At 72.5% G+C, this 24,508-nt stretch carries 20 protein-coding genes and 1 riboswitch; of the genes, 6 read left to right on the top strand and 14 right to left on the bottom strand.

Annotated elements, in window-relative coordinates; translation table 11 throughout:
• Positions 1-9 precede the first annotated feature (9 nt).
• From ACZDYF_RS01005 to ACZDYF_RS00995, 3 genes are all read left to right on the top strand, one after another.
• A complete protein-coding gene (locus ACZDYF_RS01005; protein WP_475051953.1) occupies positions 10-1,275 on the top strand; it encodes an aspartate aminotransferase type Ic in 1,266 nt (421 codons plus the stop codon).
• Positions 1,276-1,456: 181 nt separating this feature from the next.
• Positions 1,457-2,524 (top strand): ATP-binding cassette domain-containing protein, encoded by a 1,068-nt coding sequence (locus ACZDYF_RS01000; protein ID WP_475051951.1) that lies wholly within the window; start codon positions 1,457-1,459, stop codon positions 2,522-2,524.
• Positions 2,524-3,366, top strand: coding sequence for an ABC transporter permease (locus ACZDYF_RS00995; protein WP_475051946.1), 843 nt, complete (start codon positions 2,524-2,526; stop codon positions 3,364-3,366). The genes ACZDYF_RS01000 and ACZDYF_RS00995 overlap by 1 nt, the downstream gene beginning before the upstream one ends.
• A 76-nt stretch (positions 3,367-3,442) precedes the next feature.
• On the opposite strand, the gene ACZDYF_RS00990 is transcribed toward ACZDYF_RS00995, so the two are convergent.
• The 3 genes from ACZDYF_RS00990 to ACZDYF_RS00980 all read right to left on the bottom strand — a co-directional run bounded on the left by ACZDYF_RS00990 (position 3,443) and on the right by ACZDYF_RS00980 (position 6,501).
• Positions 3,443-4,387: a universal stress protein gene (locus ACZDYF_RS00990; protein ID WP_475051939.1), complete on the bottom strand. Its 945-nt coding sequence runs from the start codon at positions 4,385-4,387 to the stop codon at positions 3,443-3,445.
• A gap of 187 nt (positions 4,388-4,574) precedes the next feature.
• The gene (locus tag ACZDYF_RS00985; RefSeq protein ID WP_364074252.1) at positions 4,575-5,225 is read right to left on the bottom strand and encodes a C40 family peptidase; all 651 of its coding nucleotides are present in this window, start codon (positions 5,223-5,225) and stop codon (positions 4,575-4,577) included.
• A 137-nt stretch (positions 5,226-5,362) separates the two neighbouring features.
• Positions 5,363-5,525, bottom strand: a riboswitch (cyclic di-AMP (ydaO/yuaA leader).
• Positions 5,526-5,784: 259 nt separating this feature from the next.
• Positions 5,785-6,501, bottom strand: coding sequence for an iron-dependent transcriptional repressor DtxR (locus ACZDYF_RS00980; RefSeq protein ID WP_475051931.1), 717 nt, complete (start codon positions 6,499-6,501; stop codon positions 5,785-5,787).
• A 133-nt stretch (positions 6,502-6,634) separates the two neighbouring features.
• On the opposite strand from ACZDYF_RS00980, the gene serC reads away from it, so the two are divergent.
• Entirely contained in the window at positions 6,635-7,768 is a 1,134-nt protein-coding gene (gene serC, locus ACZDYF_RS00975; protein WP_475051927.1) for a phosphoserine transaminase, read from the top strand.
• A 124-nt stretch (positions 7,769-7,892) separates the two neighbouring features.
• Here the strand turns inward: serC and ACZDYF_RS00970 are convergent, their stop codons facing one another.
• The 5 genes from ACZDYF_RS00970 to ACZDYF_RS00950 all read right to left on the bottom strand — a co-directional run bounded on the left by ACZDYF_RS00970 (position 7,893) and on the right by ACZDYF_RS00950 (position 14,146).
• A complete protein-coding gene (locus ACZDYF_RS00970) occupies positions 7,893-9,239 on the bottom strand; it encodes an MFS transporter (RefSeq protein ID WP_191789490.1) in 1,347 nt (448 codons plus the stop codon).
• A complete protein-coding gene (locus ACZDYF_RS00965; protein ID WP_204809811.1) occupies positions 9,236-9,703 on the bottom strand; it encodes a MarR family winged helix-turn-helix transcriptional regulator in 468 nt (155 codons plus the stop codon). Before ACZDYF_RS00965 ends, ACZDYF_RS00970 begins: the two co-directional genes overlap by 4 nt.
• Before the next feature lie 51 nt (positions 9,704-9,754).
• Positions 9,755-11,041 carry a mannose-6-phosphate isomerase, class I gene (gene manA / locus ACZDYF_RS00960; protein ID WP_475051921.1) on the bottom strand — a complete coding sequence of 429 codons (1,287 nt, stop codon included), beginning with the start codon at positions 11,039-11,041 and terminating at the stop codon, positions 9,755-9,757.
• A gap of 16 nt (positions 11,042-11,057) precedes the next feature.
• On the bottom strand, positions 11,058-12,530 hold the full coding sequence (locus ACZDYF_RS00955) for an NCS2 family permease (RefSeq protein ID WP_191789493.1): 1,473 nt from the start codon (positions 12,528-12,530) through the stop codon (positions 11,058-11,060).
• A 98-nt stretch (positions 12,531-12,628) separates the two neighbouring features.
• The gene (locus tag ACZDYF_RS00950) at positions 12,629-14,146 is read right to left on the bottom strand and encodes a sugar transferase (protein ID WP_475051918.1); all 1,518 of its coding nucleotides are present in this window, start codon (positions 14,144-14,146) and stop codon (positions 12,629-12,631) included.
• A 639-nt stretch (positions 14,147-14,785) separates the two neighbouring features.
• Here ACZDYF_RS00950 and ACZDYF_RS00945 point away from each other — a divergent pair.
• Positions 14,786-15,070 carry a DUF2530 domain-containing protein gene (locus ACZDYF_RS00945; protein WP_475053157.1) on the top strand — a complete coding sequence of 95 codons (285 nt, stop codon included), beginning with the start codon at positions 14,786-14,788 and terminating at the stop codon, positions 15,068-15,070.
• Here the strand turns inward: ACZDYF_RS00945 and ACZDYF_RS00940 are convergent.
• From ACZDYF_RS00940 to ACZDYF_RS00925, 4 genes are read right to left on the bottom strand one after another with little or no spacing between them, the layout of a single operon-like run.
• Positions 15,067-16,311: an MFS transporter gene (locus ACZDYF_RS00940; protein WP_475051914.1), complete on the bottom strand. Its 1,245-nt coding sequence runs from the start codon at positions 16,309-16,311 to the stop codon at positions 15,067-15,069. The genes ACZDYF_RS00945 and ACZDYF_RS00940 overlap by 4 nt on opposite strands.
• Positions 16,308-19,592: a sacsin N-terminal ATP-binding-like domain-containing protein gene (locus tag ACZDYF_RS00935; protein WP_475051911.1), complete on the bottom strand. Its 3,285-nt coding sequence runs from the start codon at positions 19,590-19,592 to the stop codon at positions 16,308-16,310. Before ACZDYF_RS00935 ends, ACZDYF_RS00940 begins: the two co-directional genes overlap by 4 nt.
• The gene (locus tag ACZDYF_RS00930; protein ID WP_475051908.1) at positions 19,589-20,593 is read right to left on the bottom strand and encodes a DUF3027 domain-containing protein; all 1,005 of its coding nucleotides are present in this window, start codon (positions 20,591-20,593) and stop codon (positions 19,589-19,591) included. Before ACZDYF_RS00930 ends, ACZDYF_RS00935 begins: the two co-directional genes overlap by 4 nt.
• A 1-nt stretch (position 20,594) precedes the next feature.
• Entirely contained in the window at positions 20,595-20,975 is a 381-nt protein-coding gene (locus tag ACZDYF_RS00925) for a cold-shock protein (RefSeq protein ID WP_030144143.1), read from the bottom strand.
• A gap of 230 nt (positions 20,976-21,205) precedes the next feature.
• On the opposite strand from ACZDYF_RS00925, the gene ACZDYF_RS00920 reads away from it, so the two are divergent.
• Positions 21,206-23,179: a DUF3352 domain-containing protein gene (locus ACZDYF_RS00920; RefSeq protein ID WP_475051902.1), complete on the top strand. Its 1,974-nt coding sequence runs from the start codon at positions 21,206-21,208 to the stop codon at positions 23,177-23,179.
• Between the two features lie 36 nt (positions 23,180-23,215).
• On the opposite strand, the gene ACZDYF_RS00915 is transcribed toward ACZDYF_RS00920, so the two are convergent.
• Together ACZDYF_RS00915 and ACZDYF_RS00910 are read right to left on the bottom strand one after the other, a co-directional pair.
• Entirely contained in the window at positions 23,216-23,698 is a 483-nt protein-coding gene (locus tag ACZDYF_RS00915; protein WP_475051897.1) for a GbsR/MarR family transcriptional regulator, read from the bottom strand.
• Positions 23,695-24,501: an alpha/beta fold hydrolase gene (locus tag ACZDYF_RS00910; RefSeq protein ID WP_475051892.1), complete on the bottom strand. Its 807-nt coding sequence runs from the start codon at positions 24,499-24,501 to the stop codon at positions 23,695-23,697. The genes ACZDYF_RS00915 and ACZDYF_RS00910 overlap by 4 nt, the downstream gene beginning before the upstream one ends.
• Between the last annotated feature and the right edge of the window lie 7 nt (positions 24,502-24,508).

Genomic DNA, 24,508 nt, shown 5'->3' with positions numbered 1-24,508 from the left:
GTCCGGAGGGTGACCACTCCTGCCTCTGACACCTCCACCCGCCTCGCCGAGTGGCAGCAGGCCTACACCGACCTGCAGTCCCTCGGCCTGAAGCTCGACCTGACGCGCGGCAAGCCCTCCGCCGAGCAGCTCGACCTCTCCGACGCCCTCCTGGCACTGCCGGGCGCAGGAACGGTCACGGACGCCGACGGCACCGACGTGCGCAACTACGGCGGGCTCGACGGCCTGCCGCAGATCCGCCGGATCTTCGCCGAGCTCCTCGACGTGCCCGTCGCCCAGCTCCTCGCGGGCGGCAACGCGAGCCTCACGCTCATGCACGACACGCTCGCGTTCGCGATGCTGTTCGGCCTGCCCGGCTCGCCGCGTCCCTGGTCGCGCGAGGAGAAGGTGCGTTTCGTGTGCCCCGTGCCGGGCTACGACCGCCACTTCGCGCTGTGCGAGGCGTTCGGCATCGAGATGGTCACGGTCCCCATGACGGCCGACGGTCCCGATGCCGAGGCCGTCGCCGCGCTCGTCGCGGACGACCCGAGCATCAAGGGCATGTGGGTCGTGCCGACCTACGCGAACCCGGACGGGTCCGTGGTCTCGCGCGAGGTCGCCGAGCGACTCGTCTCGATGCCCGCCGCAGCCCCCGACTTCCGCATCATGTGGGACAACGCGTACGCGGTGCACCACCTCACGGACGTCGAGACCGAGTCCGCGCCCGCCCTGGCCCTGGCCGCCGAGGCCGGGAACCCGGACCGCGTGCTGCTCTACGCGTCGACCTCCAAGATCACGTTCCCCGGAGCAGGTGTCGCGTTCCTGGGCGCCTCCCCGGCCAACATCACCTGGTACAAGAAGCACCTCGCGGCCCAGTCGATCGGCCCGGACAAGATCAACCAGCTCCGCCACGCCCAGTTCTTCGGCGACGCCGAGGGCGTGCGCGCCCACATGCGCAAGCACCGGGACGTGATCGCGCCCAAGTTCGAGGCCGTCGACACGATCCTGCGCGAGCGCCTGGGGACGGGCTCCGGCGCGTCCTGGACCGCGCCCCTCGGCGGCTACTTCGTGTCGCTCGACGTCGTGCCCGGCACCGCGGCACGCGTCGTCCAGCTCGCCAAGGAGGCGGGGATCGCCCTGACCCCCGCGGGCGCGACCTTCCCGTACGGCAAGGACCCCCACGACGCCAACATCCGCCTCGCCCCGACCCTGCCCCCGCTCGACGAGGTCCGGGTTGCGATCGACGGCGTGGCGACGTGCGTGCTGCTCGCAGCGGCGGAGAAGGCTGCGGCCTGACGCTCGTCTGACACGTCCTCACCGCACCGCTCCCGACGGGCGGCCCCGGACCCCTGGTCCGCGGCCGCCCGTCGTCGCATGATGGAGGTCTCGCCCGGCCGCCCACGGCACCGATGAGTTCCCACGCCCCGAGCGGTCGAACACTGGACAGACCCGTGCACCACCCACCGAGGGAGCACGCATGACCAGCGCACCAGATCTCGCGATCGAGGCCCGCGGCCTCGTCAAGCACTTCAAGGAGACCCGGGCCGTCGACGGGATCGACCTCGCCGTCCCGACCGGCACCGTCTACGGCGTCCTGGGCCCCAACGGCGCGGGCAAGACCACGGCCGTCCGCATGCTGACGACCCTCCTGCGTCCCGACGCGGGCACGGCCCACGTCCTGGGCCACGACGTCCTCACCCAGCCCGACGCCGTCCGCTCGCTCGTCGGGCTCACCGGCCAGTACGCCTCGGTCGACGAGGACCTCACGGGCGCGGAGAACCTCGTCGTCATCGCGCGCCTGTACGGCTTCACGACGCTCGCCGCGAAGCGCCGGGCCCTGGACCTCATGGAGGCCTTCGGCATCGCCGAGGCGGCGAACCGGCCCGTCAAGACGTACTCGGGCGGCATGCGCCGCCGCATCGACCTCGCCGCGAGCCTCGTCATGAGCCCGCGCGTGCTGTTCCTCGACGAGCCCACGACCGGCCTGGACCCCCGCAGCCGCAACCAGGTGTGGGACATCGTCCGCGTCCTCGTGGCCGACGGCGCCACGGTCCTGCTCACGACCCAGTACCTCGAGGAGGCCGACCAGCTCGCGGACCGGATCGCGGTGATCGACCACGGCAAGGTCATCGCGGAGGGCACCGCGACCGAGCTCAAGCGCTCGGTCGGCGAGGGCTCGGTGACACTGCGCCTGGCCTCGTCGGGCGACCGCGGCCGGGCAGCGGAGATCGTCGAGCGGGTGCTCGGCGCGGAGGTCGCGCTCGCCCAGGACCCGTACGCGTTCTCCGCGCGCGTGCCCGACGACGGCGCGGACCTCGCGGCGCAGCTCCTGCCCGCGCTCGCGGACGCCGGGATCGCGGTGCCCGAGTTCACGCTGGGGCAGCCGAGCCTCGACGAGGTGTTCCTGGCCCTCACGGGGCAGCCCGTCGACGAGGACGACGACGATCGCCCGGGTGCCGAGGGCAACGGTCCGGGCGCCGACGGCAGCCCCCGGGACGGCCTCCGTCACAGCGACGACAGCACCAGCAACGGGGAGGTGGCCTGATGGCCGCGACTCAGACCGAGGTGATCACGACGCCGGAGGCGCAGGTCCTGCGCGCGGCGATCGCGATCGACCAGCACCCGACGCGACCTTCGCCGCTCGCGAACACCCTGACGTTCGCGTGGCGGGCGCTGCTCAAGATCAAGCACGTACCGGAGCAGCTCTTCGACGTCACGCTCACGCCGATCATCTTCACGCTCATGTTCACGTACCTGTTCGGCGGCGCGATCGCCGGTGACCCCGAGACGTACCTGCAGTACCTGCTGCCCGGGATCCTGGTCCAGACCGTCCTGATCATCACGGTCTACACGGGCTTCACGCTCAACACCGACATCACCAAGGGCGTCTTCGACAGGTTCCGCTCGTTGCCCATCTGGCGCCCCGCCCCGATCGTCGGGGCGCTCCTGGGCGACACCGTCCGCTACACGATCGCCTCGGCGATCACGGTCGGGCTGGGGCTGGCGATCGGCTTCCGGCCCGACGGCGGTGTGGTCGGCGTCCTGCTGGCCGTGGCCCTGCTGCTGGTGTTCGCGTTCGCGATCAGCTGGATCTTCACGATCCTCGGCCTCGTCATGCGGACGCCCAACGCCGTCATGGGCGTCTCGATGCTCGTCCTCATGCCCTTGACGTTCGCGTCGAACATCTTCGTGAACCCCGACACGATGCCCTCGGGGCTCAAGGCTTGGGCGGAGATCAACCCCGTGAGCCACCTGGCCACCGCGGTGCGAGCCCTGATGGCCGGCACGGCGACGTTCGACCAGATCGGCTGGGTGCTCCTGGTCTCGGTCGTGCTCACGGCGATCTTCGCGCCGATCACGATGCACCTGTACCGGACGCGCAACTGACCCAGGAGCGCCCCGGCGTGCCGGAGCGGGCGTGACCTCGAGGTCACGCCCGCTCGGACGGGTCCTTCGACGACGGTCAGCGGGCCGGGTCGTCCACCGTCGGTGCCGAGTCGTCCTCGCAGCGCTTGGTCACGACCATCACCGGGCACGCCGAGTGGTGCAGCACCGCCTGGCTCGTCGACCCCAGGAGAAGTCCCGTGAAGCCGCCGCGCCCGCGCGAGCCGACCACGATGAGGTCCGACGCCGTCGAGAACTCCGTGAGCAGCTCGGCACCGGTGCCGTCGAGCACGATGCGCTTGATCGTGACGTCGGGGTTCTCGGCCTCGTGCCTGTCCACGATGACGTTGAGTCCCTCGGTGATGTCGTCGAGCACCTGCTGGTGGTCGATCGAGGCCGGCAGCCACGCGAGGAGCCCCGCTCCCGCACCCACGGGGACGCCCGCCACCGCGACGAGCTCGGCCCCCCATGCCCGGGCCTGCTTGATCGCGTGCCGGAGCGCGATGTCGGCCGACGGCGACCCGTCGACGCCCACCACGATCCGCTTGAGCGGGTTGACGGCAGGAAGCGTGTCGTCGTCGCCCGGTCCGTTCTTGAGCGGCACCACGACCGTGGGGCACCTCGAGTGGGCGGGGAGCGCCGAGGACACGGTGCCCAGGAGACGCTCCGTGAAGCCTCCGCGTCCCCTCGTGCCGACCACGACCAGGCCGTAGTCCTTCGAGAGCTCGACGAGCACCCCGGCGGCGTCGCCCGTGGCGATCGCGGCGGTCGTCCTCACGCCCGCGGCCTCGGCACGCTGGGTGGCCTCGGCGAGGACGGCCTTGGCCCCCTCCTGGATCGCGGTGTCGTCCAGCGCCGCGTAGCCGCCGTCGAGCGAGGCCGCGGTGAAGGAGGGGAGCGAGTACGAGCACACGACGTGCAGTGGCCAACCGACCTGGCGGGCGTACGCGGCCGCCCAGTCCAGCGCGTGCAGGCTGGGGCTCGATCCGTCGACGCCGACGAGCACGATCTCCGCACGGGTCATGGTTCCGTCTCCTTCCGAGGGCAAACGTCCATCCTGAGACAAACCTATCGAAAGAACTGGCAAAGTCACACCGGCACGCGCGCGCCGCGAGGCACGGCCGACGCAAGAAACCCCGCCCTCCCGCACGAAGCGGAAGGACGGGGTTCTCAGCTGGGTGGCGGCAGCTTCTCCGCTCGTCCAGGGGGTCTCAGGCGACGCGGATGAACGTCGGGTTCGACTGCCAGATCTGACGGATCTGGATCGTCTTGCCGGGGCGCGGCGCGTCGATCTGCATGCCGTCACCGGCGTAGATCGAGATGTGACCGGGGGTCCAGATCAGGTCGCCGGGCTGGGCCTCGGCGCGCGAGACCTTGGTGCCGACGCTGCCCTGGCCGCTCGAGGTGCGGGGCAGGCTGATGCCGGCCTGGGCGAAGACGTACTGGGTGAAGCCCGAGCAGTCGAAGCCGTCGGGCGACGTGCCGCCGTAGACGTAGGGGACGCCCACGTAGCGGCTGGCGATCGAGACGATCGACGAGCCGGCTGCCGAGGCGGGGACCTGGACGGCCGCAGCCGTCTCGGTGGTCGCCGTGGTGGCGGCGACGGAGGCGCGCTCGTTGGAGCGCGACGGGGTCTGCGTGGCGCGCGTCTGGACGACTCGCTCGACGACGGGCTCCGGCGCCGGGGTCACGGCGACGGCCGCGCTCTCGATCGCGAAGCCGGCCTCGGCGGCGACCGTGACGGCCGGGGCGGACTCGAGCGCAGCGCGGGCCTGGGCCGTGAGCGCGTTCAGGTCGACGGTGTTGAGCTTGGTCGAGTCCTGCTCGACCGGCGCTGCGTTGGCAGCCGTACCGCCCAGCATCGAGACGATGAGTCCCGACGAGGCAGCGACGACAGCGGTGCGGCGGCCGACGGACGAAGCCGTCGCCGCCGAAGCAAGGGTGGAAAGCGGGCGCCGTGCTGCACGATGGCGTGCGCCGTTCGTCACTGCGTTCACTGGATACCTCTCCTGGACGCCTGCGAGGTCAGCTGTCGGGTTCGGGTGGGAGAATCACCCGGCCGTCCGGACCGAGGTCCTTCTGGCTTCACCCCAAGGGCACCGTTGCCGGTACCCGAATTTGGGTCCCCCGTCCCTGTCAGCGGGTCGTGGTGTTCCTCTCGCGGTGACAGGGTTAGGCGTTCCGCGCGAGGGCTTCGACGAATGAGTCTTCCGTGAAGCAGAACCGAACGTACACGACCCTGGGGTGAATGTCACGTTCCCATCACGACGTCCTGGAGCACCCTGGAACGACGGGACGAACCGGCACAAGACCGTTGCCTCGGGCGCGGCGGCACCCTCGCCTCATCCGGCGCGTGACGCACGTCGCCCCGCATCCCGGGTGGGGGTGCGGGGCGGTGGGGTGTGCTGGGGTGGGTGGTGGTCAGGGGGCGGTGACGAAGAGGTGGCGCGCGACGTCGTCGGGCAGGTCCAGGACGGTCTCGGCGCCCTGCGCGGAAACCGTGTACGACCCGGCCTCGGGGGTGATCGTGACCTCCTGGCGGGGCAGGATGCCCGCGGCCGCCAGGCGCGCGAGCAGGTCCGTGTCGGTCTGCAGGGGCTCGGCGATGCGCTGGACGACCACGCGCAGCGCGCCCGGCGCGCGCCCGGCACGGTCGGCCGCGGCCACGTACGCGGGCAGCGACACGACCCCGTCGAGGTACTCGATCTCCACGATGTCCTCGCCCAGCTCCGACAGGCCCGGGATCGGGTTGCCGTACGGGTCGTGGTGCGGGTGGTCCAGCAGACCGATCAACCGCTTCTCCACGAGCTCGCTCATCACGTGCTCCCACCGGCACGCCTCGACGTGCACGAACTCCCAGTCGAGCTTGATCACGTCCGTCAACAACCGCTCCGCCAACCGGTGCTTACGCATCACCCGCTGCGCCTTGGCGTGCCCGTCCGGGGTGAGCTCGAGATGACGATCCCCCGTCACCACGACCAGACCATCACGCTCCATGCGCGCCACCGTCTGCGAGACCGTCGGACCCGAATGACCCAGCCGCTCCGCGATCCGCGCACGCAGAGGGACGATCCCCTCCTCGTCCAGCTCGTAGACCGTCTTCAGATACATCTCGGTGGTGTCGATCAGGTCCGTCACGTCGCGCTCCTGTCGCTTGGGGGCTTGGGGGCACCTGCCGCACCGGCGGGCCGCTGACCACTAGTTTAGGTCCGAGCCACCGACATTGTGGACGGCGAGCGGTGTTCGCGCCAGGCCGGACTATCGTTGCCCCGTGCCTGAGCCCACCCAGATCACCGTCCCCCCGCACCTGCTGCCTAGCGACGGCCGCTTCGGCTGCGGCCCGTCCAAGGTTCGCGAGGCGCAGGTCCGCGCGCTCACGGAGGCGGGCACGTCCCTGCTGGGGACCTCCCACCGTCAGGCACCGGTCAAGTCCCTGGTCGGTCGGATCCGGTCGGGTCTCGCCGACCTGTTCGACGCCCCGGAGGGCTACGAGGTCGTCCTGGGCAACGGCGGGTCGTCGGCGTTCTGGGACGTCGCGACGCTGTGCCTGGTGCGCGAGCGCGCCCAGCACGCGGCGTTCGGCGAGTTCGGCGCCAAGTTCGCGGCCGCGACCACGCGTGCACCCTTCCTCGAGGCCTCGCAGGTCATCACCGCTCCCCCGGGGTCGGTCGCCGTCCCCGAGGCCGCGGACGGGATCGACGTCTACGCCTGGCCCCACAACGAGACCTCGACGGGGGCCATGGCCCCCGTGCGCCGTGTCGCGGGTTCCCGCGAGCAGGGGGCGCTCACCCTGGTCGACGCGACGTCGGGCGCGGGCGCCCTCCCGGTCGACCTCGCGGAGACGGACGTCTACTACTTCGCGCCGCAGAAGGTCTTCGGGTCCGACGGCGGGCTGTGGGTCGCGATCATGTCGCCCGACGCCGTCGCGCGCGCCCAGGAGATCGAGTCCGGTGACCGCTGGGTCCCCGAGTTCCTCTCGCTCGGCGCGGCGATCACGAACTCCCGCCAGGACCAGACCCTCAACACCCCGGCGGTCGCGACGCTCGTGACGTTCGCCGAGCAGGTGGACTGGCTCAACGAGCAGGGCGGCCTCGGGTGGGCGAGCGCCCGGTCCGCGTCGTCGGCCCGGACCCTGTACTCCTGGGCCGACTCCCGCGACTGGGCCACCCCCTTCGTGACGCGCCCCGAGGACCGGTCCACGGTCGTCGGGACGATCGACCTCGACGAGTCGGTCGACGCGGCACAGGTCATCGCCGCCCTGCGTGCCAACGGGATCCTCGACGTGTTCCCCTACCGCAAGCTCGGGCGCAACCAGCTCCGCATCGGGATGTTCCCCGCGATCGAGCCGGCGGACGTCGAGCTGCTCACGCGAAGCATCGACTTCGTGGTGGACTCCCTGGTCTGACCCGTCGACGCACGACGCCCGCCCTGCCGACGAACGGCGGGGCGGGCGTCGTGCGTTCCGGGCCGGGCGACGTCGCCGGCGACGCGACGTCGTCAGGTGAGCGGCGCCGTCGGGCCGGGAGCCGTCATGCCGCCGTCGCGGCGTCCTCCGCGTCGTCCACGCCGAGCCGGCTGCGCGTCTCGCCGCGAGCCCCCACCCGGCGGGCCGCACCGCCCTCGGGATAGGTGACCAGGAGGTGCGGGCGCTGGGTCACGCGATAGCTGACGGTGAACTTCCAGTTCCGCATGGCCCAGATCGCGGCCCCCACGGAGACGAGCAGTGCCGTGATGGAGCCGATCCCGATCGCCCAGCGGGGCCCGTAAGCCTCGGCGATCCAGCCGACGATCGGTGCACCGACGGGCGTCGCACCCAGGAACACGATCATGTACAGGGACATGACGCGTCCGCGCATCACGGGGTCGGTCGTCATCTGGATGGTCGTGTTGGCCGCGGTCATCATGGTCAGCGACATGAACCCGACAGGGATGCACGCGATCGCGAACGTCGTATAGCTCGGCATGAGCGCCATGACCCCGGTCGCGATCGCGAAGCCGAATGCCGACCCGATCACGAGCCGCACGCGCGGCCGCTCCCGGCGGGCAGCCATCAGGGCCCCCGTGAGCGAACCGATCGCGAGGATCGACCCGAGCATGCCGTACTCCCCCGCGCCCATCCCGAACTCGACGCGCGCCATCATCGCGGACGTGAGCTGGAAGTTGAGCCCGAAGGTCGAGACGACGCTCAGGACGACCATGATGACGATGATGTCGGAGCGGCCGCGCACGTACCGGATGCCCTCACGGATCTGCCCCTTCTCGCGCGAGGCGCTGGGCAGCTTGTGCATCTCCCGGGTCCGCATGCGCGACAGCGCGAAGATGGTCGCGCCGAAGCTGATGCCGTTGATGATGAAGACCCAGCCCGTGCCCACCGCGGCGATCAGCAGCCCGGCGACGCCGGGGCCGATCAACCGGGCCGCGTTGAACGACGCGCTGTTGAGGCCCACGGCGTTCGACAGCTTGTCGCTCGGCACCATCTCCGCGACGAACGTCTGGCGCACCGGGCCGTCGAGCGCGGACACGCACCCGAGCGCGAGCGCGAAGCCGTAGACGTGCCACAGCTCGACGTGCCCCGAGAGCACGAGCGCGCCGAGCCCGAGCGCGAGGAGGCCCGAGGCGCCCTGGGTGGCCATGAGCATCTTGCGGCGGGGCAACCGGTCCGCGAGGACGCCCGCCCAGGCGGACAGCGCCAGGACGGGCGCGAACTGGAGCGCCGTGATGACGCCGACGGCGACACCGGAGTTCGCAGTCAGGACGGTCAGGACGAGCCAGTCCTGCGCGATGCGCTGCATCCAGGTGCCGATGTTCGCGACGAGCGCGGACCCGAACCAGAGGCGGTAGTTGAAGTACTTGAGGGAGGAGAACGTCGCGCTCATCGGGCGGCGATCCGGGTCAACAGGTCACTGGCGCGGGCCAAGGTCTCTCTTTCGTCGGGGGTCAGGTCGGTCAGCTGCTGGGTGAGCCACGCGTCGCGGCGGCGACGGGTCTCCTTGACCTCGAGGACGCCGGCCTCGGTGAGGGCCACCATGACGAGCCGCTTGTCGGTGTCGTGCTCGAGCTTGTGGACCAGGCCCAGCTCGACGAGCGCGTTCACGGTGCGGGTCATGGACGGCGGGCGGATGCGCTCGTGGGTCGCGAGCGCGCCGGGGGTCATCGCGCCGTGCTTGTGGAGCACCGTCAGGACGCCGAACTGGCCCTCGGGCAGGTCGGCACCACCGCGCTGGGAGCGCAGGGCGCGCGAGACGCGCGTGAGGGCGACACGAAGGTCACCGCCGAGGGTCGCGGGCCGACACTGCGCCTTCGTGGGGGACGAGGGCGTGGTCTGTTCCGCAGGAGGCATCTCTTTACCTTAACTCATTACCTTAAGTAATGAAATGGGGAGTGAGCGAGATCACGGCACGTAGGCGACCACCAGCTCGCCCACCCCTCGCACGTCCAGCGCGCCGGCGCCGTGCGGGACGAAGACCGACTCGCCCGGCCTCAGGAACACCCGCCCGTCCGCGCCACGGGGCGAACCTCCGTCCGCCTCTGCCCGCCCCAGCTCGAGGCGACCGTCCAGGGCGAGGACGATCCGCGGCCCCTCGGTCGGCAGAGCCACGGCCTCGGCGCCCACCGCGCTCACCGCCCCCATGACCAGCGCGAACTCCGCGATCGACGCCCGGTACTCGCGCAGCCCGCCGTCCACCGCCGGCCGGTCGTGGCTCCTCGACGCAGCGTCGACCAGCCGCCGGATCCGCGGGCGAGCCGCCGGCCCCGGGGCATAGCTCACGCACGCCAGCAACGACTCGACGTCCACGTGCTTGGAGGTCAGTCCCGCGCGCAGCACGTTGTCCGAGCTCGACATGACCTCGACCGCGCACCCCGACAGGTAGGCGTGCACGTGCCCGGCCGGGACGAACATCGACTCCCCCGGCTCGAGCGTGACCCTGTTGAGCATCATCGACACCAGTGCGCCGGGATCACCGGGGTGCTGTTCCGCGAGCGAGACCACGGTGGCGTCGGCACGGGGCGACGTCGTTCCCGACTCCAGGCGAGCCTCGACGTCGGCGACCGTCGTCGCCAGGTCCGCGGCGACGTCGGGAGAGGTCCGCGCGCGCAGCGCGAGCGTGAACGCCTCTCGCAGACCGGCCGCGGCGGGCTGGACCTCGAGCGCCGCTCTCATGCTGGTCACCAGGTCCCCGCGCAGCCCACCCAACAGCTCCAGGATCCGCTCAGGTCGCCGGAAGCCCGAGAGGCCCTCGAACCGCGAGACCGCGACGACCATCTCGGGCTTGTGCTGGTCGTCGTGGAAGCTGCGCTCCGGCGACTCCCGCGGGACGCCCTGCCGGTTCTCCCGGTTGAACCCCGCGCGGGCACGGTGCGGCTGCGGGTGCACCTGCAACGACAGCGCGCGCTCCGCGGCGAGCACCTTCAGCAGGTAGGGCAGTCGTGGACCGTAGTCGTCGAGAACGCGCTGCCCCAGCATCTGGAGCGGGTCGTTGCGGATCATGTCCGCGAGGGACGTCGAAGGCCCGCCGTCGGCCGAAGCCGACGACGGGCCCTTCGGGTGCGCCCCCATCCACAGCTCGGCGAGGGGCTCCCCGTCCTGCGCCAGCCCGAGGAGCGCGTGCAGCGCGCTCCTCGATCCCCAGTCGTAGGACTGGAGCGTCGGCGTCAGGCGCAGGATCGGGGTGCTCATCGCCTGTGAGCGTACGTCAGACGCCCAGGGCGTCGCTGATCGGGTCGAGGGTGAAGTAGATGATGAACGCGACGGCCGAGACCCACATGAGCGGGTGGATCGCCTTGACCTTGCCGAGCGCCAGCTTGATGACCACGAAGGCCAGGAAGCCGGCGCCGATGCCGGCCGTGATCGAGTACGTGAACGGCATGAGGGCGATCGTGAGGAACGCGGGGATCGCGACCTCGACGTTGGTCCACTTGATGCCCGTGATCTGCGTCATCATGAGGAAGCCGACCAGGACCAGGGCGGGCGCGGCGGCCTCGCTCGGGACCAGGGCGACGAGGGGAGACAGGAACGTCGCCAGCAGGAACGCGATGCCCGTCACGACCGCCGCGAGACCAGTGCGCGCCCCTTCGCCCACGCCGGTCGTGGACTCGACGTAGCTCGTGTTGGAGGAGACGCTCGCGGCGCCACCGGCGGCTGCGGCGACCGAGTCGACGATGAGGATCGCGCGCGACTTCGGCGGGTTGCCCGTCTCGTCGAGCAGCTTGCCCTCGGCGCCGACCGCGACCATGGTGCCCATGGTGTCGAAGAAGTCCGCGAGCAGCAGCGAGAAGACGAGCAGGACGACCGTGACGATGCCGACCTTCTCGATTGACCCCAGGAGGGAGAACTGACCGAGCAGGCCGAAGTCCGGTACCGCGACCGGGCTGCCGTCGAGCTCGGGCGCGTTCAGGCTCCAGCCGTTCGTCGCACCGCTGCCCTTGGTGGCGACCCCGGCGATCGCCTGGATCACCACCGCGACGACGGTCGCGGCGAGGATCGAGATGAGGATCGCTCCACGGACCTTGCGGACCCACAGGACGATCATGAGGACCAGGCCCACCACGAAGACGAGGATGGGCCAGCCCGCGAGCGAGCCGGTCGCGCCGAGCTGGAGCGGCGTGCCACCGCCCGCGGCGACGAACCCGGCGTTGACCAGACCGACGAGCGCGATGAACAGGCCGATGCCGACGCTGATCGCCGTCTTGAGCTCGACCGGGACCGCGCGGAAGACCGCCTCCCGGAAGCCCGTGAGGACGAGCACGAGGATGATGAGGCCCTCGATCACGACGATGCCCATCGCGTCGGCCCACGTGACCTCGGGGATCGAGGCGATCGTGAAGGCCACGACCGCGTTCAGGCCCAGACCGGCCGCGAGAGCCATCGGGTAGTTCGCGAAGACGCCCATCGCGATCGTCATGATGCCCGCGACGAGCGCCGTGGTCGCGGCGATCATCGGGAAGTTCGCGCCGTCCGTGCCGCCGCCCAAGAACTGCCCCGTGCCGTCAGGAGCCGTCCCCAGGATGATCGGGTTGAGGATGATGATGTAGGACATCGCGAAGAACGTGACGAGACCGCCACGGATCTCGGCGCCGATGGTCGAGCCGCGCTCGGTGATCTTGAAGAAGCGGTCGATGCCGCTGGAACGCGGGGGGGCTTCGCGCTCGTCAGTCGTGGTGGTCATGGGGAGAATGGTGCCAGATCCCGTGTTGCGCTTCAGAATCGTCCACGTTACGTGCTAGGAGGACGTGTCGCCCGTCACGTCCGTCCCGCCGACGACGCTCAGTACGCCCCGTGCCCGGAGACCACGGCCCTGGCCGTGCGCGCCAGGATCAGGATGTCGCCGAACAGCGTCCAGTTCTCGACGTAGTAGACGTCGAGCCGCACGCTCTCCTCCCAGGACAGGTCGGACCGTCCCCCGACCTGCCACAGGCCCGTCAGGCCGGGCTTGACCAGCAGGCGCCTGCGCACCTTCTTCTCGTACGTGCTGACCTCGCGCGGCAGCGGCGGACGAGGCCCCACGAGGCTCATGTCCCCCCGCAGGACGTTGAAGATCTGCGGCAGCTCGTCGAGCGAGTAGCGACGGATGAAGCGGCCCACGGTCGTGACGCGCGGGTCGTTGCGGATCTTGAAGAGCGGCCCGGACCCCTCGTTGTCCGCGGCGAGCGCGTGCAGGTCGATGTCGGAGCCGACGCGCATGGACCGGAACTTGAGCATCGAGAAGGTCTCGCCGTTACGTCCCACGCGCTGCTGGGAGTAGAAGACCGGTCCACGGCTCGTGAGCCGCACCGCGAGGCCGACCGCGATCAGGACGGGCAGCAGGAGGAACGTCAGGATCGCCGCGCCGAACCAGTCGGAGATCGACTTGACGACGAACTTGGGACCGCTGAACCGGGGCGCGTCGACGTGCAGGAGCGACACCGACTCGGACGGGGTGATCGTGATGCGCGGACCGGCGACGTCGACCAGCTCGGTCGTCAGCATGAGGTCGACGCCGAAGGGCTCGAGCTCCCAGCTGAGGTGGCGCACCACATCTGCCGTCACGGCGTCCGACCCGCTCACCGCGACACAGCCTGCGCCCACGCGTGCTGCGATCTCGCCCGCCGAACGGAGGTCTCCGAGGACGGGCACGCCCAGGATGGCGTCCCCCTCGCCGACCCGTCCGCTCGGGGTGCACACGGCGACGACCCGGTAGCCGGAGCTGTCCCGGTCGTTCAGGTCGCGGATCAGGCGCTCGGCCTGGTCCCGGTGGCCGATCGCGAGGACGGCGGTCCGGTGAGAACCGGCGGCCCGCTTGCGGTGCAGCCACTGCCGCCAGAAGTAGCGTCCCAGGAGCAGCCCGGCGAGGCCGAGAGGGAAGGCGAAGATCAGGTAGCCGCGGGCCTCCTGGAAGCGCAGCAGGAACGCGAGGATCGCCAGGATCCCGAAGAGTCGCCAGGACGCGTCGAAGACCCGCTGGTACTCGGTGGGCCCGCTGCCCACGACCCGCACGTCCCGCGTCTTGGCGAACGCCAGGGAACCCGCCCAGGCGAGCCCGATCAGGATGCTGAGCGCGAGGTACGGGAGGAACAGGTTCTCCCGGACGGGCTGGCTGATGAACTGGTCCCATCGCAGGAAGTACGCCGCCGTGACACCGATGGTGATCGCCAGCGTGTCCGTGGCGACGAGGCGGACCTTGTACGACCGCTCCCACGTGACCGACTCGAACGCCGCACGGACCGCCCGGAGTGGACCGGGCGGTGCTGCTGTCAGGATGTGGCGGAGTCCACGACGCGAATCGTGAATGACGCTTCCGGCCATGGGCCCGGCTACCTCTCGATCAATCCGTCAGCCGCTTCTGGACCGCCGGAACGCCTCATCGTAAGAGTCGGCACACAAAGAAATGAACGACCGACCAACCTTTTCACCCGGGTGAGAAGACCCCGCCTCTCGGCGAGTCCGAGCCCCGGATCCTGCGGATCCTGAGTCCCGACCTGGAGACTGGTGTGGTCAGACAATAGAGATGGACACGTGTCCAGAACGAGAAATGCACCGCATTCCTCGGAGCGACGAGCAACTACCGTCCCCAACTTCTTGCACACCTGTCCAACGAAGCAGGGGAGGCGAAGTTCGGATCGTAGCGGCTGGCGATACGGCCTCGGAACCCTGTCCGCTGCACGTCTCACCCAGGAGAGACCGCTCCTCGGCCGTCCTGTGACAGCGGTCACGGGTGAAATGGGGCAAGTCTTCCTAGCGGGTCGCGCTCCTGGTCGGGGCCGCCGAGGTCGCTTGCGCCTGGTTCACCCTGATAAGCGAGGTTCGCGCGGTGCCCTCGTTGCCGCACCGAGGCCCGATAGCACGGGAGCCCCTCGGGTGGGGGCTCGGACACGCCGGGCAGCGCCACCAGTTTTTTTCACCCGACGGAACCTTCACGAGACGTAGACTGCGAGCGTGCCCTCGATGCTCTCCCTGCTGATCCACCCGGAGCGGCGCCGCCCCAACCCGCCGGCGCTGCGCGTCGACCTGCGGCCGGTGATCCTGGTCGGTATGAGCCTGTGGGCCGTCGCGCTCGTGGTCTCGGTCGTCCTGCTGCTCCTCGACAGGGCGACGTTCGAGCTTCCCGCGACCTGCGCGGCCGGGATCGTGCTCGGCATCATCGGGCTCGGTTGGGAACGCCGCAACCGGAGCGAGTACCGTGCGCGCCCCGACGAGTCGGGCGACGGCGCCCAGGGGACCCCCGCCTAGCTCTCGATCCCCGCCCGACGGCGCGTGGTCCGGTTCGCGTGCACCGACCACCGCGGGACCCACCGCGCGAGCGCGACCGCACCGAGCAGGCCGACCGTGCCGGACGCGACGATCCCGCCCGCGAGGCTTCCCAGCGCGGCACCGGCCGAGACCACGAGCGGACCGAGCGCGGTCCCGGAGTCCTGGAAGAGCCGCCAGATCCCGAGGAACTGCGCGCGGACGTCCGGGGGCGCGACGTCGGCGCCGAGAGTCATGAGGATGCCCGACCCGATCCCGTTGCCGAAGCCCATGACCATCGCCACCACGGCCACCCCGGCGACGGTGCTCGTGAGCGGCAGCACGACGATCGCCCCGCCCAGCACGACCATGCACGGGATCGCGACCCACAGCCTGCCCCACCGGTCCATGACCTTGCCCGCGGGGTAGAACAGCAGCATGTCGACGGCTCCCGAGAGGCCGAAGATCACGCTCGTCGTGGCGGGGCTGAAGCCCAGGTGCTCGGACCACAGCGGCAGCACCACCTGCCGGGCGGCCCGCGTGGCCCCGACCATGACGACCGCGATCCCGAGCGTCGCGAACACCCGCCAGTTCGCGGCCAGCACCGTACGGAAGCTGACGGGCACCCCGGACCGCCGGAGGGCCGTCGAACCCGCCGCGACGTCAGGCACGAGGGCCGTCACCAGCCCGGCGACGACGCTCGTGCAGACGGCCAGCCAGTACACCGCGGGCAGGTCCCAGAGCCACAGGACCGCGGCCGCGGCGAACGGCCCGACGAAGGCGCCGATCCGGTGCGTGCCCGCGAGCGTCGACAGCGCCCTGGCCCGTTTGAGGACGGGCGTGACCTCGGTCAGATAGGCCTGCCGGGCGAGCATGAACACGGCGTTGGTCATGCCGACGCAGAACACGCCCGCGCCCAGGACCCACAGGTTGGGGGCGAGCGCGCACGCCACGAGGCCGACGATCGAGGCGGCCGCGGCCGTCATCATGGCTCGCCTGTCACCGAACCGCGCAGCGAACGCCCCGGCCGGGACGTCCCCCGCGATCTGCCCGAGCCCCAGCAGCGCGACGACGAACCCCGCCAGCGCGATCCCGGCCCCCATCGAGATCGCGCTCAGCGCGACCACGGGCACGATCGCGCTCACCCCGGCCTCGAACACGAAGGTCGGGACGTAGACGCCGCCCACGAGGCGACGGTCGAAGATGCCGGACGGTCCGGGGGCGGGTCCCGCCGCCCGGCTCACGCCTCGTCCCACGCCGTCTCGGCGAGCAGGTCGTCGGCGGAGGCCGGGTCGAGCAGCGCGGACTCCAGCAGGTGCCGCGCCGCAGGCCGGCCGGCCGCCGCGGCCAGCCCGCGGGCCAGGCCGGCGGTCGTCGAGGCGTGGACCTCGGGTCCTGCGCCGCCCGAGCTCACCCACCAGTCGACCTCGACCCCGTCCACCGACAGCGCCTCGTGCTCGAACCAGCTGCCGGGCACGCCCGGGACGAGCCGCGCGACCCGGGCGTCGAGCTCCTGGGGCGAGCCGGCGTCGTCGGGCAGGGGGACCTCCGGCGCACCCGGGGGCGGCAGCAACGGCAGGTCGAGGAGGTCCGCCAGGACGGCTCCCCCGTCCGCGACCGACGCGACCGGGAGCACGGTCCGCACCTGCGCCCACATCGCGCTCGTCGCCACGGCCAGGTCCTCGGCCGGGACGCACGTCGTGGTCGACCCGCGCAGGCCCGGCAGGCGGTCGGGCAGCTCGTCGAGCGCGTGACCGTTCGCCGTGCGCGCGAGCGCGCCCAACCCGCGCCAGACCGCGAGCGCGGCGGGCAGGTCGAGGGGCGTGCCGACGTCGGGCAGCGCGGCCAGGTAGTCCGGCCAGTCCGCCGGGGCGAGGTCTCCCAGGTCCGCGACCCCGCCCAGCGCGCGCACGACCTCCGCGTCCAGGCCGTGGGCCTCGTCGGGCGGGTCGGGCAGGAAGGGCGCGCCGCCCGGCACGGCCGCGAAGGGCGCGCCCAGGTGCCGGCGCAGCCACCACGCGGTGTACGACGGCGCGTCCCCCGCCCGGGCACCGCCCTGGCTCCGGACCGGGGCGAGCAGGGCCGCGCGGGCGTCGGGGTCGCCGGCGAGGCGAGCGAGGAACGCGGGCCACGCGTCGTCGGCGACGGCGTCCAGGTCCGCGACCGCGTCGAGGTCGCCCACGAACGCGCCTCCCCCGACGTGGCCGCCCAGGAAGGCGAGGTAGTCGGCCCACCCGTCGAGCCACGACTGCGGGTCGTCCGGGTCGTCGGGCAGGTCCGCGTCGGCGTCCCACGGCGTCAGGACGTCGCGGACCCGGTGGACCGTCACGTCCGCGGGGACCCCGACCGCACGCAGGACGTCCTCGCCCCACCGCTCGGCCACGCCGTCCGCGAGCGGCACGAGGCCGTCCAGGACCCCGTCCGCCCACGACCCCGGCACGACGCACTCACGTGCCGCCGACAGGTCGCCCTCGGCCGTGGGCAGCGGGAGCTCGCCCCACCAGAAGGGCACGTCCTCGGGCTGCGCGCCCTCGGCGAGCGCGGAGCGCACGAGGGCCAGCACCTGCCCGACGGCGGCGGGCACCGGGTCCGTCCCGTCGAGCAGGTCGTCGTCCGCGGCCAGGTCCGCGAGGTGCAGCACGTGCTCCCTGACCGCAGGCTCGGTCAGCAGCCCACGGAACGAGGACGGCGTCGCGCCCAGACGCTCCAGGAGCAGGTGCACGGCGTCCGGGTGCACCAGACGCAGGCCCAGCGAGCGCGCGAGGGTGAGGAAGCCGGAACCTGCCGTCGCCTCCTCGGCTGCGGGTTCGGCACCCAGGAGCAGGACCCCGCGAGCTCCCCGCGCGGTCCGCCCGTCGGCGAGCGGGACCGTCACCGCACCGAGCGCGTCGCGCACCCCCGGCTGCCCCACGTGCGGGGCGAGGGCCGCGTAGACCTCGCGCCACGCCGCAGGACCCATCCCTGCGGGCAGCTCGTCGAGCAGGTCCGCGAGCTCGCGGGACCGCACCCCGAGCGACCGTGCGACCGCGTGCAGCGACGACGGCACGTCGACCAGGTCCGGCACCGCCCGACCGAGCACCGCCACCACGGCCGGGTCGCGCCCGACCTCGCCCGCGAGGACCTGGGCGTCGCGGGGCGCGACCAGGTGCCGTCCGCCGGGGCGCACGGGTTCCTCGTCGAGTCCTGGACCGTCGAGGTCGACGGGGACGACGGGGCCGGCGGGTGCGTCCTGCGCGTCGTCGTCGCCGGCGGGGACGGCCACCGGAGGCGGTGGCGACAGCAGCGGCGTGCCGCGCAACGCGGCGAGCGCCGCGTCCCGGACCTGCGCGTCGAGCGCCCCGGACGGCAACCCGGTGGGCACGAGAGCGAGCACCGAGGCCCCCCGCTCAGCGGCGACCAGACCGAGGAGCCGGGCGAAGGCCTCCCCCGCGGACGCGGCGAGCGCGTCCGTCACAGGTCCGGGCAGGACGTGCCGACGGCTCGGGTCCAGGGGGAACGACGCGACGAGCAGCGCCGGGAAGGTCGTCGGCTCGTCGGTCGGCGTGGGAGCGTGCACCACGCCCGCGACGGCCTCGCCGGGTGCGGCAGCCGACCGCGGCAGCGCCCACAGCAGGCTCCAGCCCCCGTGGCGCTGCTCGACCGGGAGCGAGTCCAGGACGCGCGCGTCGAGAACCCCGCGCTCGCGCACGACCGTCCAGCGGGCAGCCACGTCGTGCAGGCGACGCGACCGCAGGTTCCCGGCGTCGTCCTCGATCTCGACCCCGACCTCCGCCAGGGCGGGCAGCGCCAGGAGCAGCGCGTCGTCCACCTCGTCGAGCTGGGCACGGACGGCCTCGACCGCGACCCGGTCCCGCAGGCGCAGGGCCACGACCGTGGCCGGCGTCGCGAGACCCGTGGCGATGTCGCCGGGCAGGGCGTCCGCCGCGAACGGGAGCCGCAGCACGGGCAGGGCGTCGCCCCGCTCGCGGACCGCGGCCTCGAGCCGGTCGGCCGCCGCCGCTCCCCCGTCCTCCCGCGCACCTGCGACCGCGTCGGACAGTGCTGCGACCGTCCGGTCCAGGGAGAACGTCACTCCCCCGAGCGTCGAGCGCACCGAGATCTCGTCCGCGACCGAGCGCACGGCCGCGAAGCCCACCCCGAACCTGCCCACCCGCCCGGGTGGGCCGTCTACGGACCCAGGCTCCGCCGTCGGGCCGGACGGGCGCGCGACCTTGGCCGACGCGCGCATCGACGCCAGCGACGCGACGCCCCCCGCGTCCAGCGGTGCGCCCGAGTTCTCCGCCGTCAGCCACCACGCGCCGCCCGCTCCCCGGGCAAGACGCAGCACCAGGTGTCCCGGGGAGCCTGCGTGCGCCGCGGCGTCGGCCGCGTTCTGCGCGAGCTCCACGACCACCCGGTCGCGGTAGTAGCCGCGGGCGTGGTCCTCCTCGGTGTTCGCGTCCTCCCGGAAGCGCGTCGGGGACGCGAGCCACGCCTCCGTGACGGCCCGGCGAAGAGCCGAGGTCCCGAAGGCGTCCGTCGTCACCGTGCCGGCTCGTCCGGGTCCGCGTCCGGCGAGGCGTCCGGTCCGGTCTCCGAGGCGTCCGCCGCGGACGACGACCTCCCGGGCTCCGGGAGCGCGATCCGCGACAGCGCCAGCTCGATGCTCGCCGCAGCCTCCGCGGACCGCTCGGTCGCCGGGCTCGCGGGCGCCTCGGCCGTGGCCGTGGCGCTCGCCGCATCACGGGCGGCGTCCAGGAGCTGGACGATCTCGACGTCCATCTCGTCGATCAACGGGTCGGCGGCCGGCCAGTCCGTCGGGTGCGGCTCGACGTCCGTCTCCGAGTGCGCACCGCACCCGTGGTCGAGGCTCACGACCTTGCCGTCGTCGGGCGACCACGCGTTCGCGCACACGCCGAAGACCTGCCCGAGCGCCCCCTGCAGGGGCACCAGGAACCCGCACGACCCGCACTCCGCGCCCGAGGCGACCGCGCCCGGCGCCGTAGGACCGCGCGTACCGCGGTACCAGCGCTCGGCCGCCTCGTCGCGTCCCTCGGGGGACAGCACCCGGACCCGGGCGAGCGCGAGCTCCTCGATCGCGACGGCGTCCTGCTCCTCGTCGCCCGTGGGCACATAGCCCGGCTCGAGGCGCGGGTCGTCCGCCTGGAACGGCAGGACGTCGCCCACACCGATGTCGCCCGGCTGCAGACGCTCCGACCACGGCAACCACTCGGGCGCCAGGATGGAGCCCTCGCCCGGCAGGAGCTCGACCTCGCACACCGTCGCGGTGCGACCGCGCGGGACGCGGGCCACCGTCACGGTCCAGCGCCACCCCCGGTAGCCGAGCATGGTGCACGCGAACTGGTGCGAGATCAGGCGGTCCTCCTCGACGACCGTCCCGAGGTGCTCACCCACGTCCCCCACGTGCTCGGCGACCTGTTCCGCCGCAGCACGCGCGAGGTCCACCGCGCCCGTGAGCACGGCGTCCTTGGCGGCGCGCGCGCTCACACGACGGGTCGATCCTTCAGCGGCGGCTACGGCAGCCATGTCATGCCTCCAGGTCGTCGGCGACGGCGCGCAGCACCTTGGCGAGCTGGGCTCCCTGCGCGGCGTCGGGGTACCGGCCACGGCGCAACGAGCCCCCGACCTTGTCCATGACCTTGATGAGGTCCTCGATCACGACCCCCAGGTCCTCGGCCGGGCGACGCTGGGCCTTGGCCACGGAGGGCGCCGGGTCGAGCAGCTTGATCGCGAGCGCCTGCGGGCCGCGCCGCCCGTCGGCCACGCCGAACTCCACCCTGGCACCGGGCTTGGGCGCCGCGCCGTCAGGCAGGGCGGAAGCGTGCAGGAAGACCTCGTCGCCCTCATCGCTCGCGATGAAGCCGAACCCTCGTTCGGTGTCGAACCACTTGACCTTGCCGGTGGGCACGTGAACCTCGTTTGTGCTCGTGGGAATCAGAACTCCCAGGTTACCGGGACAGAGCCCTCACAGTCGCATCCGCCGGGCCGCACCCCGCCGAGCACGTCCGGGTGAGTTCCCGCGGCGGGGAGTTCTCCCCATGGATGGGGGCTGCGAGCCGTCGGCGGCCTCCACTAGCCTTCGGCTCGACCGCCGACGCACCGCGCCGGTCGAGCCGACGCCGACCCAGAGGGTTCACCATGACCACGCCGCCCACCTTCCCTCCTGCCGATCCCTCGGGGGCGTGGCGACCACCCGCCGGTGACACGCCTCCCGCCCCGGTCACGGTCGTGACCGTCCGGCCGTCCCGGCTGCGCACCGGCCTGGTGCTCGGCGGCGCGGCGACCGCGGCCCTCGTCCTGGTCGGCGGGGGCGTCTTCGCCTACAGCGCGCTCGACGGCGGCGGAGCGCAGCCCGAGGCCGCCCTCCCGGACACCGCGTTCGCCTACGTGCGCGTGGACCTCGACCCGTCGGCCACGCAGAAGGTCAACCTGCTGCGCCTCGCGAACAGGTTCCCCGATCTCGCCACGGACCTCGACGTGGACCTCGGCGAGGACGCCGACCTGCGCCGACTCGTCGTCGACGCGATCTCGAAGAGCGGCACGTGCGAGATCGACTACGCCGCCGACGTCGAACCGTGGATCGGCCAGCGCGCCGCCCTCGCCGCGCTGCCGCCCGTCGAGGGCGCGGCGACCGGGGACGCAGGAGCCGCACCCGAACCCGAACCGGTGCTCGTCCTCCAGGTGACCGACGAGGCCGCCGCCCGGACCGCCATCGAGTCGGGCCTGGGCTGCGGCGACGGCGCGAAGGCCGCACAGGTCGCGTTCACGGGCGGGTACGCCCTGATCACCTCCGAGCGGGTCGCGGCCGCCGACGTGGCGGCAGCCGCGAAGAAGGCACCGCTGGCCGACGCCCCGCGGTTCACCGCGGACATGAAGGCCCTGGGCGACCCAGGGCTCGTCTCCTACTGGGCGGACGTCGAGGGCGCGATCACCGCGCTCGAAGGACAGGAGGGGGCCGAGGAGCTGGGCGCAGCCGTCGACGAGGGCCTGCGCACCGTCTCCGGAGCGGCACGGGCAGGCACCGACCACCTGGAGATCGTGATCGCCGTCGGCGCCGACGAGAAGGTCCTCGCACCCTTGAAGGGCTCGGGGACGTCGCTCCTCACCGGCCTGCCGGACAGCACCCTGTTCGCGTCGGCCGCGACGATCGACCCCGCGTCGGTCGACCAGCTCTGGGAGCAGCTGAGCACCCTCGCCGACACGTTCGGGTCGAGCGGCCTGGGGAGCCTGGGCTCCGGAGAGGACCTGCTCGGCGACGACTGGACCCTGTCCTCGCGCGAGGTCCGCACGGCAGGGACGCTGCCCAGCGCCACGGAGGCCGAGTGCGCGGCGCTGCTCGCGCTGCCGGAGAACGCGTTGGACGCGTCGGGCTGGGGCTTGACGCCCGAGGAGCTCGCCGAGGTCACCCAGAGCTACGACGAGTCGTTCATGGCGGGCTGCACGGGGGACTACTCGTCGCTCGAGGGCCTCGACACCGCCCCGGGCACCAAGGAGGCAGACCTCTTCGGGGACGACCCGCAGGCGGGCACGACGACCGACGACCTCCTGTCGAGCGGCCTCGGCTTCCAGGAGACGGTGGACGAGCTCGAGAAGACCTACGACCTGCGGCTGCCCGAGGACCTCAAGACCCTCCTGGGCGAGCAGGTCGTCGTCGCGCTCGACTCCGCCGGTCTCGACGACGTCTCGGCCGTGACCGGCCTGGCCGACCTCGACCTCGGCGCTCGCACGATCGGGGACAAGGCCGCGCTCGAGGACCTGCTCGGCCGGATCGACGCGATCCTCGTGGACGCCGGTGCGGAGAGGCTCACGAGCGCGACCACGAAGGACGGGCTCGTCGTCGCCTCGAACGAGGCGTACGCCGCGCGCCTCGCCCAGGACGGGACCCTCGGCACCGTGGGAGCCTTCCGGACCGTCGTGCCCGACGCGAAGGGCGCGGCGAACGCGGCGTACCTCGACATCGACGCGCTCGAGTCGGCCGCCCGCGCGAACATCGACGCGACGGGCGGCGACGACTCGTGGATCGCGTACGTCGAGCCCTTGCGCGCCCTCGGGCTCTCCAGCCGTGTCGACGGCGGGCACAGCCTCACGAGCCTGCGCGTCAGCTTCGACTGAGACCCGCCCGTCCGGGGAGCCGGCGGCCGGTCGCGATCACTCGTGGCGACCGGTCGCCGACCTGCCCGGCGCGGAGCGAGCACCACCCCCGCGTCGAAGGATCTGCTCGCCCGCGGCGACGTAGCCGTCGAACAGGTCGATGACGTCCGCGAGCCGCTGCTGGGCGACCGGCAGCCCGTCGACGAGCGTCCGGCCCGCCTCGAGGGCGTCGACGAACGTCCGCACCCGGCGGTGCGACGCCTCGAGCAGGGTGTCGAGGCCCTGCGTCGCCTCCACGAGAAGGCGACGGCTGCCCGGCTGAGGGAGGGTGCGGGCCAGCCCCCAGGCCGCGAGCTCGCGTGTCGACGTGCTGACCTGCCCCTTGCTGAGCCCCACGACCTCGCCGAGGTGGTCGAGCGAGACGGGTCGGTCCTCCAGGAGGAGCGCGCCGTAGACGCGCCCGGTCGCGCGCGACAGGTTCCACGACGCCAGCAGGTCCCCCACCGCGTGCAGGAACGCGTGCTGGTCGGACGTCGTCATCGCGTCTCCCCGAGGAGGTCGAGGAAGCGCACGAGCTCCTCGGTCACGGCCTGGGGGGCGTCCTGGCTCACGAGGTGACCCGCCTGCGGCACGACGACGTCGCTCACGTTCTCGTGCCGGGCCCACGCGGGCATCGCCGTCCTGATGTTCCCGGTGCGGTCCTCCTCGCCGCGGACCAGGGCCAACGGCACGGGGGTCCGGTACGACGGGTCGGGAGCGACGAACGCCGTCGTCGCCCGCCAGATCTGCAGGAACTGTGCCTTCGACACCTGGCCGAACGCGCGTTCCGCGTCCCGGCGGGCGGCCTCGGTCGTCGCCGACGCGGTGGCCATGAGCCGCGGGAGCCGCCGCGCGGGGACGAGGGACAGGCCGGGCGCGGCGAGCCTCAGGAGCTGACGCTCCCACCGGCTCAGCGGCCCCGTGTTCCAGGTCGCCCCCAGCACGACGAGCCCGGCGTACCTCTCGGGGGTGCGCCGGACGAGCTCCTGGGCCAGGTTCCCTCCGAGCGAGTGCCCGACCAGCACCGGCCTGTCCAGGCCGAGCGCCGCGACGAGGGCCTCGACGTCGGCGACGAGCAGGGGGGCCGTGAGCGGGGTGCTGTTCGGACGGGAGGCACCGTGGCCGCGCAGGTCCGGCAGGACCACCCGGCTTCCGTGGGCGGCGAGCGCCGTCGTCTGGTCGGCGAACGTCCGGTGGTCCGCGCCCGCGCCGTGCAGGAGCACGACGGCGGGACCGGGCCCGCCGGAGTCGTGGAACGCCAGGGTGGCCCCGTCGAGCCGCAGACGTCCCTCTAGATTCAGCATATTTCGA

The organism is Oerskovia sp. PE-21s, assembly GCF_056158145.1.
Note: the sequence above shows the minus strand (reverse complement) of the source record. Positions and strands in the feature narration are given on the sequence as shown.